The sequence below is a fragment of the Flammeovirga pectinis genome, assembly GCF_003970675.1.
GTDB classification, from domain to species: Bacteria; Bacteroidota; Bacteroidia; order Cytophagales; family Flammeovirgaceae; genus Flammeovirga; species Flammeovirga pectinis.
Genome location: NZ_CP034562.1, coordinates 5,041,440 through 5,057,520, shown reverse-complemented (window position 1 = coordinate 5,057,520; position 16,081 = coordinate 5,041,440). Strand labels below are relative to the sequence as shown.

Genomic DNA, 16,081 nt, shown 5'->3' with positions numbered 1-16,081 from the left:
ATTAGAATGAAAAACTACACAAAAAATTTATTCGTGGCAGGTATTCTTGCGTCTACATTATTTTCATCTTGCGAAAAAGAAAATAATACACCTACTCCAGATGATGGAATTAATGGTACTGAGTTGGCCAATTTCTTAAATGCAAATAACCCAATCAGTGTTGAAAGTGAATCTGCTACAGGTTGGGCAAAACCATCTTGGGCTGTAGATGCAGATTATAGCGGTACTGATGTAGATATTACAAATGCAGAAACTTTAACGGGTAACATTACCTCTGATTTAACACTTTCAGCTAATTCTGTTCACTTTTTAAAAGGTGGTGTACATGTAAAAGCTGGTGTTACATTAACTATCGAAGAAGGTGTGAAAATTGTTGATCCTGATGAAGCTGGTGTATCTTATTTAATGATTGAGCAAGATGCTAAAATTATTGCTCAAGGTACTGCACAAAACATGATTGTCTTTACTACAGAAAATGCATCATCAATAGGAGCTCCTGGTTCTTGGGGTGGTATAATTATTAACGGACATGCTCCAATTAATAACGGAGATGAATCTGGTAGAGCTGTTCCTGAAGTAGCTGGAGATGGTATTTGGTATGGAGGAAATCAACCTACAGATAATTCTGGAATTTTAGAATATGTTCGTTTAGAGTTTGGTGGAAACCAAATTACTGCTGATAAAGAACATAATGGTTTTACTTTTAACGGAGTAGGTTCTGGTACTATTGTAAGAAACTTACAAGCTCATAAAGGTGCAGATGATGGTTTTGAATGGTTTGGTGGCACTGTAAATGCTGAAAACCTAGTATCTACAGATAATGGTGATGATTCTTTTGACTGGACAGAAGGATGGGTAGGTACAGCTACAAACTTATATGGAGAAAATGTAACACAAGGCGACAGAGGATTAGAAGGTGATAATAACCAAGCAAATAATGCAATGGAGCCATTCTCTTTCCCTACACTTAAAAATATAACACTAATAAATCAAGGAGCTAGTAATAGCCAAGGTTTAAAACTACGTGAAGGAACAAAAGTGAAAATTGAAAATATTGTTGTACAGGGCTACCCAACAGGTGTTAGTATAGAGCACGATATTACTTTAACACATGTACATGCTTCTTACTTTCCAGAGAATGGTAAAGAGGCTGAAAATTCTTTCATTATTTCTGATATAAAAGTTTTAGAATCAACTACTCCAATTGAATACAAAGAGAGTAGATAAAAATTTGCTACTGTAACAACTCTATTATTTAGAAGGTGAGAATTCTATTTAATAGGACCGTTCCAATATCACAAAAAGCAAAAATCCCTTCTAGTATCTAGAAGGGATTTTTTTATATGATATCAAAAATACTAATTAAGCATTTTTCTTCTTTTCATACTCTTGCCACGCTAAAGCAGAAGAACCTAAAATTGCTGTATTATCACCTTCTAAGTTAGAAACTACTAGACGAGTTTTTCCTTTAAAGATGTGTAAACAATTTTCTTCCATTGCTCTACGAGTAGGTTGCGTGATATAATCACCTGCTGATGCTAACCCACCAAATAATACGATAGCTTCTGGACTAAAAATAGCAATTGCGTCTGCTAAAGATTTACCAAGAATTTCTCCTGTTACTTCAAATGCTTCTTTTGCTAGTGCATCACCAGCTTCAGCAGCATCAAAAATATCTTTTGCAGTTAATTGTTCAAATGTCTTGTTAGCTAAAGAACTTGATCCGTTGCTATCTGCTAATAATTCAAACATTGTACGCTTAATACCAGTTGCAGAAACATAAGTTTCTAAACAACCTCTACGTCCACAGCCACATGTTCTTCCTTCTTCTACTACAGTAATATGGCCAAGCTCACCAGCAAAACCATCATGTCCGTAAAGAAGATCTCCGTTTACAATAATACCACTACCTAAACCAGTACCTAATGTAGCAACAATGAAGTTTTTCATTCCTTGTGCAACACCAAATTTCATTTCACCAAGTGCTGCTGCATTAGCATCGTTAGTAATAGCAACTGGCACTTTAAAGTGCTCTTCCATTAAATCTGCAATGGCAACTTCTTTACCCCAACCTTTAAGGTTAACAGCCTCTTCAATCTTACCTGTGTAGTAGTTAGCATTTGGAGCTCCAATACCTACGGCTACCATTTCGATATCTCCTGCTTCTTTAGAAAGTGCTTTTACTGTTTTAAAAACGTTTTCTAAGAAATTAGAAAATGGTTCGTCTGCACCCGTTGAGATATGGGTACTTGCTAAACATCTACCGTGGCGATCCACAAAACCGATTTTTGTGTTAGTTCCACCAACATCAATACCTAATGTTACTGTTGTCATGATAAGTCTATAATTTTTTTTCGAAAGTGTTCGTTTAATTTTTGTGATTTCTCAATCGCAGGCTGAAAATCATAAAACTTTTTTTATTAAGAAATGATTTTCATTACAAAATCTCAATGAAAGAGTATTTTTATCATAATTCTCGCAAAAATTCATGTAGTTTCTTCTTTCAACTTAGAAAAGTACCATCATTCCTATCAAAATCCATAAGTGCTTTATCTTTTTTATTTGATATTTATAAATGAAAATCTTCTCTTTATTACTACTACAGAACTATGATCCCAAATAAATTAAGAGCTAACTATTTTATAGTATCTATATATACTTTATTCTTCTGTTTTTCCTCTTGTTCAGAATCAGAACTCCCTACTACTATTTTAACTTTTGATGATTCAGAAGTAATTAATTCTAATTTTTTAGGTTTAGGTGTACAATGGTCTACTTACCCTCATGCAGATTCTAACCAAGATAAATGGGGGAATATTATGAAGGATAAAAAAAGATGGGAGTTCCTTTACCAAAGGCTAGAATATATGCAACCTCAATTTATAAGAGTTTTAGACCATGCTGAGCAACGCTATTTTAGAGGTATGATAAATCAAAGTATCCCAAACATAAACTTTGATAGAATGGAAATGCATGCTCTTTATCAAGTGTTAGATTATTGCCAAGAAAATAACATAACAGTAATAATGGGTGAGTGGAATCCTCCTTGGCAATTAAGAAATAATCAATACGCGGTTTGGGTAAAAATGATTGGGAAATACATGCAGCACCTCATCATCAAAAAGAAATACACTTGTATCAAATTTTATTCATTAATAAATAAACCAAATACAATTACAGCTAATACAAAAGGAGATTACAACCAATATCATACTGCCATATCATTATTAAAAAACGAATTTGAGACAGTCAAAATTAATGAGCAATTAAAACTTTTAGGTCCTAGTATAGATCCTTTATTACATTATTCTAAAGATGGGTTAACGAGTTTAGACTGGCTTCAAAAAAGCAACTCAGATTCCATATATAATGCGATAGACCTTCAAATTTATCCTTCAGAAAAAGATATCTCTTCTCATACAATTACCAAGGTTTTCAACTTAGATAAAGATGTAATTAAACAAAAAAATAAACCTCTAATTATTTCTGAATTTGGAATACGTCCTCAAAAAAACTCAGAAGAGAGCCATTATAATGATAGCTTAATTGCGTTAGATGAACATGCTAGTAGGTTGTCTCAGATGAAAGTTTATGAAAATGATTATGCTGTTTATACATCTGCTGCAGTCGTTCAATTACTTGAAGCTAACGCTGACGGTATTATTGCATGGCACTTAGATGATGCAATGTTTACAGAGGCCAATGATGGAAATAAAAATCAATTGATAAAAAATGGAATGTGGAATAGTTTAGCTGATACCCTTTTCAATACTACATCTGATAAGAAATTAAGGCCTTGGTATTACTCTTGGTCGTGGTTAAGTCAGAATTTACCTAGAGGCTCTCAAGTAATTAAGTTAACTAATAATAATCATCAAAAAATAAAAGGTGTCGGTACTATAAACAATAATGATTACGTAATTTTGCTATCTAATTTAACTGATCGTGATGAGTATGTAGAAATCAATTTTACAGATAACATAGTAGATAAAACCTTTTATAGTTTTTCTATAGGTCAAGATGATACTATTTTGGAATTCAATTCAATGATATTACCAAAAAATAAACATCAAAGAATAGGTATTAATCATCCACTATTCGTAAAATTGTCTGCACGTGAAATGCTTATTCTTACTACAAAAAAATAAACCAAGAGTTATGTCAATTTCGAACAAACAGCAAGTCGTTCTAACTTTAGATGCCGGAGGAACAAATTTTGTTTTTTCAGCAATGCAAGGAGGCAAAATGATTGTAGATCCATATAGATTACCTTCTAATGGAGACAATCTCGAAAAAAGTTTACAAAATATTTTAGACGGATTTAATCATGTGATTACTCAGTTAGGTGATAAAAAGCCAGAAGCAATAAGCTTTGCTTTTCCTGGACCTGCTGATTATCCAAATGGTATTATTGGTGATTTACAAAACTTACCTGGTTACAGAGGTGGAGTTGCATTAGGACCAATGTTAGAGCATAAATTTGGTATTCCTGCCTATATTAATAATGATGGCGATTTATTTGCTTATGGTGAAGCTATTGGTGGTTTATTACCTGATATTAATGCTAAACTTGCTGAAAACGGAAGTGAAAAAGTTTATAAAAATATAATTGGTATTACTCTAGGTACAGGCCTTGGTGGCGGTATTGTTAGTAATGGGCAGTTACATCTAGGTGATAATAGTATGGGTGGTGAAATATGGTTACTACCGTCAAAAGTTCTTGACCATGTTAATGCTGAAGAGGCTTCTTGTATTCGTGCTGTACAAAGGTTCTACAAAGAATTTTCTGGTGTTGATAATGCTGATTTAACACCAAAAGATATATTCGAGATTGCTAAAGGTATTCAAGAAGGAGATAAAGCTAGTGCTCAAAAAGCATTTGATACTTTAGGCGAAAACTTAGGAGATGTTTTATGTACATTGGCTACTAGCATTGATGCCTTAATTGTTATCGGTGGTGGTTTATCTGGAGCTTCAGAATTAATACTTCCTGCTACTTTAAAAGAGATGAAATCTCAATATAAATCAGGTACTGACCGTTTGGTTGCTAAAGTATTTAATTTAACATCAGAAGAAGAGCTTGGAAGTTTTGTAAAAAATAATCAATTGGAAATTAAAGTTCCTTTTGCAGATCATACAGTTTTCTATGATGCCTCTCCAAAAATTGGTGTTGGTATTTCTAAATTAGGTACTTCAGAAGCAATATCATTAGGTGCTTATGCTTATGCAGTAAATCAGTTAGAAGAAAAGTAAGACAACTTCAAAACTGTCAACACTAAACATTCATATTACACTATTGCCACAACAAATTGTATTTAAGCTATAAATACGAACTATTTTGTTGTAACAATAGTGTATTTTTTTTCTCATTTCTTACTTTTGAAATAGCAACAACAAGATCTTTACTCTTAATAAACTTTAAAGTTTTAAAACAATAATCCGATTATCCGTCTTTAGTCCTTACTCAGTTGTCATTGATATATAAATAACCAAAATAAACCTTTCAAACTATAATACTATGGAATTACTTGCCTGTGTTTTCGTACTTTCTGTTGTTTTTATGGGTTCATATAAACTCATTGCAAAGTCTAATTAGTAGACTTTAAAACAGAAAAATTTAATATTGTCCAACTCTTAAAAATTAGTTTCTAGTTCGTACCTTTATAGAATATCTATAATGAAATTTTATAATCAATGCGTACAAGATTTGCTCCAACACCTAGTGGCTTCCTTCATATTGGTAATGCCTACTCGTTTATTCTAACTTGGATTATTGCAAGACAGAATGAAGGTGAAATTATTTTACGTATTGATGATATAGATAGTACTCGTTGCAGAGATGAGTATCTTGAAGATATCTTTACAACCATAGATTGGCTTGGTCTTGATTTTGATAATGGACCATCTGGAATTGATGATTTCCATAAAAATTGGACGCAAAAGTTAAGGTACGATCGTTATCAAAAAGCATTTGACACCTTAAAAGAACATGGTGATTTATTTGCGTGTAATTGTTCTCGTAAAGAAATTTACGAACAGAACGAAAATGGTATTTACACTGGAAAATGTACTGATTTATCTCTCCCTTTTGATACTTCCGATGCTGCAGTAAGAGTAAAAACTACTGCTACTCCTATTCTTCTAGAGGATCATTTTATTGGTAACCTTGCTATTGATTTAGATGAAGTTATGAAAGATTTTATCATCCGTAGAAAAGATGGTTTATTCTCTTATCAATTGGCTTCTTTAATGGATGATGAAGATGATAATGTTGATTTTATTGTAAGAGGAGAAGATTTAATAGAATCTACTGCTGCTCAAATTTTCCTTTCAAATAAACTAGAACTGCCTAATTTTGAAAATGTTGAGTTTTTCCATCATCCTTTATTAGTTGATGAAAATGGAAACAAAATATCAAAATCAGATGGAGCAGATTCTATTAAAGAATTAAGAGCTCAAGGAATGACTCCTCAAGAAATTTATAATGGTTTTGCAGAATTTTTCTTAGGCGAAGAAGTTGAAATTAATTCAATAGACGAATTATTAGATATCGATTTTCTTGGTACAGACGATTATATTGAGGAATAAACAAGATGATTAACAAACATTTGTTATTATTTTATAATAACCATCGTCATCAACTTTAAATAACAGACTTTGTAATTTTGATTATAATTAAAAATAATAACCTTATTTAATTAAAATCAATAGTTGTCATTAGATAAGATCCCCGGTGTCTCTTTAGACCAAATGACACTTAGAACTATCATTATCATCAATAATTACAAATTGTCTGCCTTATGAAAAATATCTTTAGTACGCAAAAAGGCAATGTTGTCACTATATATGTGCCTAATAATTGTTTAAACGAACTTAATAAACCTAGTACATTACAAATCATAGCAAAGCTTGAAGAAATAAACCAGAATTCTTTAATCGATATGGTTATTTTCAGAACAATCCAAGAGAACTTTTTCTTGCCTAAATTCTGTATAAATAATACCTCTATTACAACAGATACGATTGTAAATAGTGATTATTTTATCAATTTAACAGAAATGATTCATAACATGAGAGCAATGACTGTCGCTGTTTTTGAAGGGTCTACAAATACAGTAGGTTCATCTTTTTTACAGGCTAACGATCTCTCTTATGCAACAGAAAATGCCATTTTTTCTAATGACCTAAATCTTACAAATAAAATGACTGCCAAAGCGGCCGAAGATTTAGGTTTAATCACTAGAGTAATTCCCTCAGATAAAATTGATATCACATTAGAATATTTAATCCACACCTCTATTTTAGAAGATTAAATTCAAAATTTATCTTGAAAAACAGATAAATCTATCATTTTTAATAAAAAAAGAGTAAAAACATTCAAATCAATGAAAACGAAACAACAAATCGTTTTCTCTTGCGGTCTGTACTCCTTATTTTTGCGTTCGATTATCGAGAGATACTAACAAAATAAAAATATAATGCTTAGAACGCATAATTGCGGAGAACTCCGCGCAAGTCATATTGGCCAGACAGTTACTTTAAGCGGATGGGCACAAGCTGTTCGTGATAAAGGAGGTTTAATCTGGATTGATATTCGTGATCGTTATGGCATCACTCAATTATTAATTGAAGATGATGGCAATGCCGCTGCTGAATTATTAGAAACTGCACGTAAAATTGGGCGTGAATTTGTTTTAAAAGCAACAGGTGAAGTGATCGAGCGTACTGCTAAAAACCCTAATATCCCAACAGGTGATTTAGAGTTACGTCTTTCTGATCTTACAATTTTAAATGAGGCAAATACACCTCCTTTTAAAATTGAAGACGAAACTGATGGCGGTGACGAGCTTCGTATGAAATACCGTTACCTAGATATCCGTCGTAATCCAGTACGTGAAAAGTTAGTATTACGTCACAAAATTGCACAAGAAGTTCGTAGATATTTATCTGATCAAGATTTTATCGAAGTGGAAACTCCGGTATTGATCAAATCTACTCCAGAAGGTGCTCGTGATTTCTTGGTACCATCTAGAATGAACCCAGGTGAATTCTATGCTCTACCTCAATCTCCTCAAACATTTAAGCAATTATTAATGGTCGGCGGAATGGACCGTTACTTCCAAATTGTTAAATGTTTCCGTGACGAAGATCTTCGTGCAGATCGTCAACCTGAATTTACTCAGATTGATTGCGAAATGGCTTTTGTTGAACGTGAGGATATTATTGATAATTTCGAAGGAATGATGCGTCACCTATTCAAAATGGTGAAAGACATTGAACTTCCGAAATTCCCTCAAATGGAATATGCCGATGCAATGCGTGATTATGGTTCTGACAAACCTGATACTCGTTTTGAGATGAAGTTTGTTGACCTTAATGATGTTGCTCAAAATAAAGGTTTTAAAGTATTTGATAGTGCAGAAATCGTTTTAGGTATCTGTGCTAAAGGTGCTGTTGATTATACTCGTAAGCAATTAGACGAAATTACTAACTGGGTTAAAAGACCTCAGATTGGTGCTAAAGGTTTAGTTTACGTTAAATGTAATGCTGATGGATCTTATAAATCTTCTGTAGATAAATTCTACTCTCAAGAAGATTTAAAAGCATGGGCAGAAAAAGCAGGTGCTGAAGCAGGTGATTTAATGTTAGTTCTTTCTGGCGAATTAGACCCTACTCGTAAGCAAATGTGTGAACTTCGTTTAGAAATGGGTGAACGTTTAGGTTTAAGAAACCGTGCTGAATATTCTCCTCTTTGGGTTGTTAACTTCCCAATGTTCGAAAAAGACGAAGAAACTGGTCATTACCATGCAATGCACCACCCATTTACTTCAGTTCTTCCAGAAGATGCTGAAATATTAAAAACTGATCGTTACAATGCGCGTGCAAACGCTTACGATATGGTTATTAATGGTGTTGAAGTTGGTGGTGGTTCTATTCGTATTCACGATAAAGCAGATCAAGCTGCAATGTTTGATGCTTTAGGATTTACTGAAGAAGAAGCGCAAGATCAATTTGGCTTCTTAATGAACGCTTTCGAATTTGGAGCTCCTCCTCACGGTGGTATCGCTTTAGGTTTTGATCGCCTTTGTTCATTATTCGGTGGTGTTGATTCTATTCGTGATTTTATCGCATTCCCGAAAAATACTTCAGGAAGAGACGTTATGATCGAATCTCCATCTTCAATTGATGATAAGCAATTAAAAGATTTAAGTATTCAGCTTGATATTGAGTAAACAATAATCTTTAAAAGATAAAAAGGGATTGATAATCTAAATGGTTATCAATCCCTTTCTTTTTAATCAAAAAAATATGATTAATTATTCATTATAAAGTACTTGAAGTAATGTGACTCCAACACCTTTTAATGATTCTTTATCTATTGTAGACATATCATCTGCATGAGTATGCCAATGCTTAAAAAACGTTCTTTCTCCAGATGGGTCAAGATCAATAATATCAATCATCGGTATTTTAGCAATTTGATTTACATACAAGTGGTCATCTGTTAGTTCAGGTCCATCTTGATTAATAAACATATTACCAAAACCTTTTCGCTCTGCAGTTTTCCAAACCTTTTTCACAATTCTTGGTGCAAAATATCTTGATACTCCTTCTTTTAAGAAAGTTGGATTTTTAGAACCAACCATATCAAGTAAAATACCATAATAAGCAGAATAGCCTTCTTTATGAGGATTCTCTGCCCAATATTTAGAACCTAAACAATAACCTGAATCTCCTGATTGATCTTCAGCAAAAGCAGGTCTACCGTAATCTTCAATATCAAAGAAAATAATATCTACGCCAACGTCTGGCTTATTTTTAGCATTACCAATAACTCTAGCAAGCTCTAATAATATTCCAACACCAGAGCCCCCATCGTTTGCTCCTAATATTGGCTCATTTTTTCTCACAGAATCTTGATCTGCAACTTGTCTAGTATCCCAATGCGCTGCTAAAATTATTCTTGTGCTCGCTTCTGGGTTGATACTACCAATTATATTTTTTCCATTTAAAGAAGTTCCATCATAGGCAGTTACATAAATAGGCTGCTCAATTACTGTAGCACCATGTCTTTGTAATTCACTGGCTATAAACTCTCCACACATATCATGTGCCATTGTATTTGCTACTCTTGGCCCAAAATCAACTTGCTTTTGTACATATTGATAGGCAGAATCAGCATTAAATGTAGGAATTGGAGTATCTTTTTTTAGAACGGTAGTATTATTGTCTGAACCAGAATTATCGGTACAAGAGAATAATGATAAACAACAAAAAGCTGCTATTGTCATTTTTTGCTTAAACATTCGATTATTATTGATTTTTCATCAAAAAAAAATTCAGCATAATATAAATATGTCTGAATTTCAAAGTTAGTATAATTTACTTAAGAAGGACATTAATTTCTGTGATGAAGCCCGACCTAACAATTATAGAACCATCTACCAATAATACTGGTTTCTGTAAATTTATAGATGGTAACCGTAATTTTTGTGATCCTTTCAAAGAGTTTTGAGACTTGATTTCTTTTGGATTTTCTCTTACTTCAAGCTTAACATAATAAACACCACTATTAAGAGGAGATGTTTCATCATTATTAATTCTTACTTCTTCATTCTTGATATCTCTACATGAAAAGTAAATTTTCATTTTACTTAAATCAATTTTTGAATCGTCATGTATAGAATAATTAAAATGCAGAAGACCTTTGCTTAATTTCATTAAGTCATTATCTTCTTCATGTTGAAAAGAAATTTTATTATTAGTATCTACATTCTCTTCAGGTTGAATTTCTGAAGACGAAGAACAAGATGTAAGTAAAATTAGGCTATATAGAAATAAGATGAATCTCATTGGATTGAAATGAATAATAATATAGTCTTTGTACGTATAATGAGTGCGTTAAGTTACTAAGGTACGAAAAAAGCCATTAGTAAATTCCTTATAAAAGTTACTAATGGCTTTTTTACGCTATAAATTTAGATTTATTTCTCTTTAAACACAATACCCATTGGTACACCTTCAAATCCAAAATGCTCTCTAATCTTATTTTCCAAGAAAGACTTATAAGGTCCTTTTACATGTTTTGGATAATTTGAGAAGAATGCAAATACTGGCGTATGTATTGGCAACTGTGTAATATATTTAATCTTAATATGATGCCCTCTATGTGCAGGAGGTGGTCTACGATCAATTTCTTTCTGTAGTACCTCGTTTAATGTAGAAGTCATTACTTTCATCTTACGATTCTCGTAAACTTCAATTGCTTTGTCAATAACTTTACCAATACGCTGTTTCTCAACAACAGAAGTAAATACAATTGGTAAGTAAGATGCACCTCCTAGTCTTTCTCTGATTTTCTCAGCAAATTCTTTAGGTGTATTTGTTAATTTTTCAGGTATTAAATCCCACTTATTAACCATTATCACAACACCTTTCTTATTTTTTAAGGCAAGGTTGATAATACTTAAGTCTTGAGATTCTATACCTCTAGTGGCATCAAGAATAGCAACGCAGACATCTGATCTCTCAATTGCCTTAATCGTACGCATTACAGAGTAAAATTCAATATTTTCTGTTACACGTGTTTTTCTTCTTAACCCTGCAGTATCAGTAAGAATAAATTCTTTCCCATACGCTTTATATGTAGCATCTACAGCATCACGAGTTGTACCCGCAATTTCTGTAACAATACTTCTTTCTTTTTGTAATAAAAGATTTACTAAAGATGATTTACCTACGTTAGGTCTACCAATAACCGAAATTCTTGGAATCGCATCTTCTTCAACTTCTTCCTCCTCTTCTGGGAAATTAGAAACTACAGCATCTAAAAGATCACCTGTTCCAAAACCTGAAGCTGATGCTACAGCCATAGGTTCTCCCATTCCTAGTCCATAAAATTCAACAGCGTGCATCACTTTTTCTGATGTATCTGCCTTATTGGCTACTACGTATATAGGCTTTTTACTTCTTCTTAATAAAGAAGCAAATTCTTGATCTAAATCTGTTAAACCTGTTTCTACATCTACTACAAATAGTAGAACAGAAGCTTCTTCAATAGCAATTTGAACTTGCTCACGAATTGCTTCTTCGAATGTATCTTCAGATCCAACAACATACCCTCCTGTATCAATTACAGTAAAGTTTTTCCCCGTCCAATCGGCCTGTCCGTAATGTCTATCACGCGTTACACCACTCTCATTATCCATGATAGCGTCTCTGCGTTCGACCAAACGATTAAATAATGTAGATTTACCAACATTTGGTCTTCCTACAATTGCGACAATATTTGTACTCTTCTTCATTGAGAATTTATCTTTTCGAACTATTGTTCACTTTACCTATTAGGCAGAGTGATGATATAACTTTTCCCTTTTTTTATAGTCAACTTATTTGACCTTAACCAAGGATTATATCGTTTTAGTATCTTATAATTTACACCTTCCTCTTTTGCAAATTCAGCAAGGTTTGAAATTGTTTTATTAACTGTGATTGTTCTTAGTAAATCTGGTTGATATAGCTGACTAGTAGAAAGTTCAAAACTATACTTTTCAGGACTTTGCATAATTTCCTTAAGCGCTAAGATACGGAATACATAACGTGATGTTTCCTCATTTAATAAAAGATCGTAGTAATTTGTAACTTTTTGATCTTCTAACGCTCTTGCTATACCACTAGAACCTCTATTATAAGCTGCTGCTGCTAAAGTCCAAGAGCCTAATTTCTCTTTCGCTTTCTTTAAATAAGTACAAGCTGCCAGTGTTGCCTTCTTTACATTATAGCGTTCATCAACTTCTTTTGATACTTTTAAATTATATTCTCTTGCTGTGCTTGGCATAAATTGCCAAAAGCCTGCTGCTCCAGAACCTGACCTTGCATTAAGCATCAAATCACTTTCAATTATGCAAAGATATTTAAAATCATTCGGAACTTGTTGTTCCTTCATTATCTTTTCTATAACCGGCATCCATCTTTGTGCTCTTTTGAAGACTAAAATTGTATGTGAGTGCCAATAAGAGTTTACATAAAGTTCTCTATCAAATCTTTCATATACATCTGCATCGTCTAAAGGTACTTGCTCTCCACAAAATTGAAAATGTTCTGGCATAGGTAACTCATAGCTATTACCTTCCATCTCTTTTACAACTACCGTTTCTGTTAAGACTTCTGTCTTAGGCTGAATAAGCTTTGGTGCATATGTTAATAATGCTACCGAAATGGCTCCTAATAAGAACCATAAAAATGATTTCATACTCGATAAACAAGAAAAGAATACTCATAATAAGCTACTCCAAATACTATTGGGGTAAAACTGACTATAAATATTGAGTGATTTTAATCTACAAAAGTCGTAGTAATCTTTTTAAGATCTGAATATAAACGCATTAGTTAACAAATATTCTTCTGTAAAGACTACTTTTATTGGGTAATGAGTTATAAAAAGGATAAAAAAAACACCTCCGATAAACTGAGGTGTCAAATATAAAAGGTTTATAATCATTTTAGAAGTTTGGAGACAATAAAAACTTGCCATAAAAATCTTCTATAATTTTAACTGCTTCTCCAGGGGAATCTACTAGATGGATTAAATCTAAATCTTCTGGGCTTACATTATTTTCTTTTTCTAAAACAGTAGACTTAATCCAGTCCATAAGTCCCTGCCAGTAATCAACTCCAACAAGTATTATTGGGAATCTACCTATTTTTTTAGTCTGGATTAATGTATATGCCTCAAATAATTCATCAAGAGTTCCTAAACCACCTGGCATTACAATAAAGCCCTGAGAATATTTTACAAACATTACTTTGCGAACAAAGAAATAATCAAAATTCAACATTTTATCTCTATCAATAAAATGATTTCCATCTTGTTCAAAAGGTAATTCAATATTTAAACCTACAGATTTACCTCCTGCTTCTTGTGCTCCTTTGTTCCCGGCTTCCATTATACCAGGTCCGCCACCAGTAATAACTCCATAACCATGTTTTACTAAAAGACTTGCAGTTGTTTCTGCCATCTTATAATATTTATGATCTTCGTGTGTTCTTGCAGACCCAAAAATAGAGACACAAGGGCCTATTTTTGCTAATTTATCAAAGCCATCTACAAACTCAGACATTACTTTAAAAATAACCCAAGAGTTTGCACTTTTAATTTCAGCCCAATCTTTTTTTACAAAAGCTTCTCTTATACGTTCTACTTCTTCTTTATCTATGTTGTTTTTTTCTTCTGACATAATTATTGGTTAATATTCTGTTTAACTTTTATCATATTATCAACATCAGATTTTATAGGTGATGCTATTTTAAAGGCTTTAAATTGTGACATTTCTACCCCATCTAAATAAGCATTCATTTCTCTGCTATCTAATGCTTGCTGCTTTCTTAATTGCTTTTTAAAAGCTACTTTATTTTCTGATTTATCACCGTAAGTGATATTAAAATAAGATGCTTTTAAATATTTTGCTCTAGGCGAAAATACTCCTTCAAAAGATGTTACATTACTAAAAAGATCTTCAGAAGATTTTAATTTTGATAACCCGTCTTTATCTATCCATAAAGGTAAATCTTGATAAAGGGCATCGCCTATTCCCCAAAAATACATTGCAGATTTAGGTATTGTAGTTTCATCTAAATCAATTGTTCGCTTTTCTAATTTTGCATCAATCATTCTTTTTAATGATAATGGATGATTAGAAAACGCTACTGCATTACCTAGTACTGTATAATAAGGTCTTTTAATTCGGTCAAATGCTTCACCATAAATTCTTGGTAATAAATTTTCAACTCCTAAATAACCAATTGCAAAACCTCTATATTTTAATTCAGAAAAGCGCTCTAAAGTCATGCTTTCTACTTTTAAATTTAAGGTTCTTAATTTTTCAGAAGCCAAAGCAGGGTTATTTGTTTTTAATAGCATTACCTCACCATCTTTACCTTTTAAATTGCTTGGTAATAATTTAACCCAAGCAGCTTCGTCACTAACCCAGCTATCAAAATCTTCTTTTATAGATATCCCTAATCTATCTTCTAAAGGTTTCCAAGGGGCAACATTTGCTCGTAACAAAGCAGCTCTCCTTTCTCCTATTTTAGACGACATTCCCCAATGAGATGCCATTGTTATATCTTTTGGTATTACAGAAAGTAATTCTTTACTTGATGAGGTTGCAGACCACATCCACCATACAGGTTCTAACGAAAATGCTCGTTGAGAAGTTTCTATATTAGCTGTTAAACCACTACCTGTTTTTGTCCAAATCCAATGTTGAAAACCCATTATTCTTCCAATTCCCTGTAAGGATAATTGAGGTTCTACAAAATATTCTTCGGAAAGGGAGTAAACTGCATTCGGGTTCATCCATACTTCTAGTAAAGCCTCATCATTAAAGTCTTTTTCAGATAATTCTAATAATTCTCCACCATTTTCCATCGACTCAAAAGCTCTTTTAGCTAATGTTTGATGCGTAGATAAAATCAAAAGGTTATTATAAACATAGTAAACGCCATAAACAGTATTACCTCTTTTTAAAACCGTCATTTTCTTATCACCAGATAATACCTCTTGTTCTAAAGTAAATTTCTTTCCTAGTAAAAACCTTAAATGATCTGTCAACTTTGACTTCCATCCTAAGTCAACAACAACAATCTTAGCTCTTCCATCTTTTTCAGTCTGATAAACACCACTTAATAATGGGTAATCATTTAATAAAAAATGAAGAATTGAGTTAGATCCAATTGGAGAATCCCAGATCTTTTGCTTGGTACTTGATAAAGAATTAGCAAAAGAAGTATTCCATTCAGAATCATGAATTGATTTCCATGTTGTAAAAATATCTGATGAACCCACAATAATTCCAGCTCCAGATGGTAAAGATTGCCATAACTGCGTTTTTGGTAATGATTGTGTCCACCACCCAAAACCTCCGATGAGTAGAAGGAGAAGAACTAAAAATATTATTTTCTTATTTCCTTTCTTTGGAGGTTTACCTTCGCTATCGAATGTATCATTCATATCATTCGATTTTTGCTCTTCCTGTGTATTTTCTAATTGACTTTCTAAATCTTCTTCCACAGTAATAAT

At 32.7% G+C, this 16,081-nt stretch carries 13 protein-coding genes; 6 read left to right on the top strand and 7 right to left on the bottom strand.

The genetic code is table 11. The features are described from left to right. The first annotated feature begins 6 nt into the window (after positions 1-6). Entirely contained in the window at positions 7-1,227 is a 1,221-nt protein-coding gene (locus tag EI427_RS19935; RefSeq protein ID WP_126618047.1) for a hypothetical protein, read from the top strand. Positions 1,228-1,362: 135 nt separating this feature from the next. Here the strand turns inward: EI427_RS19935 and EI427_RS19930 are convergent, their stop codons facing one another. After that, positions 1,363-2,334 carry an ROK family protein gene (locus EI427_RS19930; RefSeq protein ID WP_126618045.1) on the bottom strand — a complete coding sequence of 324 codons (972 nt, stop codon included), beginning with the start codon at positions 2,332-2,334 and terminating at the stop codon, positions 1,363-1,365. A 275-nt stretch (positions 2,335-2,609) separates the two neighbouring features. Between EI427_RS19930 and EI427_RS19925 the strand changes: the two genes are divergently transcribed. From EI427_RS19925 to aspS, 5 genes are all read left to right on the top strand, one after another. Continuing rightward, entirely contained in the window at positions 2,610-4,148 is a 1,539-nt protein-coding gene (locus EI427_RS19925; protein WP_126618043.1) for a hypothetical protein, read from the top strand. Positions 4,149-4,158: 10 nt separating this feature from the next. Further along, positions 4,159-5,253, top strand: a complete 1,095-nt coding sequence (locus EI427_RS19920; RefSeq protein WP_126618041.1) for an ROK family protein — start codon at positions 4,159-4,161, stop codon at positions 5,251-5,253. 441 nt (positions 5,254-5,694) lie between these two features. After that, positions 5,695-6,588, top strand: a complete 894-nt coding sequence (locus EI427_RS19915; RefSeq protein WP_126618039.1) for a glutamate--tRNA ligase family protein — start codon at positions 5,695-5,697, stop codon at positions 6,586-6,588. A gap of 212 nt (positions 6,589-6,800) precedes the next feature. Next, on the top strand, positions 6,801-7,313 hold the full coding sequence (locus EI427_RS19910) for a Clp protease/crotonase-like domain-containing protein (protein WP_126618037.1): 513 nt from the start codon (positions 6,801-6,803) through the stop codon (positions 7,311-7,313). Between the two features lie 165 nt (positions 7,314-7,478). After that, entirely contained in the window at positions 7,479-9,233 is a 1,755-nt protein-coding gene (gene aspS, locus EI427_RS19905) for an aspartate--tRNA ligase (RefSeq protein WP_126618035.1), read from the top strand. 84 nt (positions 9,234-9,317) lie between these two features. Here aspS and EI427_RS19900 read toward each other — a convergent pair whose 3' ends face one another. From EI427_RS19900 to EI427_RS19875, 6 genes are all read right to left on the bottom strand, one after another. Next, positions 9,318-10,307 (bottom strand): M28 family peptidase, encoded by a 990-nt coding sequence (locus EI427_RS19900; protein ID WP_126618033.1) that lies wholly within the window; start codon positions 10,305-10,307, stop codon positions 9,318-9,320. A gap of 76 nt (positions 10,308-10,383) precedes the next feature. Next, positions 10,384-10,854, bottom strand: a complete 471-nt coding sequence (locus EI427_RS19895; RefSeq protein ID WP_126618031.1) for a hypothetical protein — start codon at positions 10,852-10,854, stop codon at positions 10,384-10,386. A 131-nt stretch (positions 10,855-10,985) separates the two neighbouring features. Beyond that, positions 10,986-12,305 (bottom strand): ribosome biogenesis GTPase Der, encoded by a 1,320-nt coding sequence (der, locus tag EI427_RS19890; RefSeq protein WP_126618029.1) that lies wholly within the window; start codon positions 12,303-12,305, stop codon positions 10,986-10,988. A gap of 32 nt (positions 12,306-12,337) precedes the next feature. Next, positions 12,338-13,252 (bottom strand): lytic transglycosylase domain-containing protein, encoded by a 915-nt coding sequence (locus tag EI427_RS19885; RefSeq protein WP_205727883.1) that lies wholly within the window; start codon positions 13,250-13,252, stop codon positions 12,338-12,340. A gap of 250 nt (positions 13,253-13,502) precedes the next feature. Beyond that, positions 13,503-14,237 carry an LOG family protein gene (locus EI427_RS19880; RefSeq protein ID WP_126618027.1) on the bottom strand — a complete coding sequence of 245 codons (735 nt, stop codon included), beginning with the start codon at positions 14,235-14,237 and terminating at the stop codon, positions 13,503-13,505. 2 nt (positions 14,238-14,239) lie between these two features. Further along, positions 14,240-16,072: a hypothetical protein gene (locus EI427_RS19875; RefSeq protein ID WP_126618025.1), complete on the bottom strand. Its 1,833-nt coding sequence runs from the start codon at positions 16,070-16,072 to the stop codon at positions 14,240-14,242. Positions 16,073-16,081 lie beyond the last annotated feature (9 nt).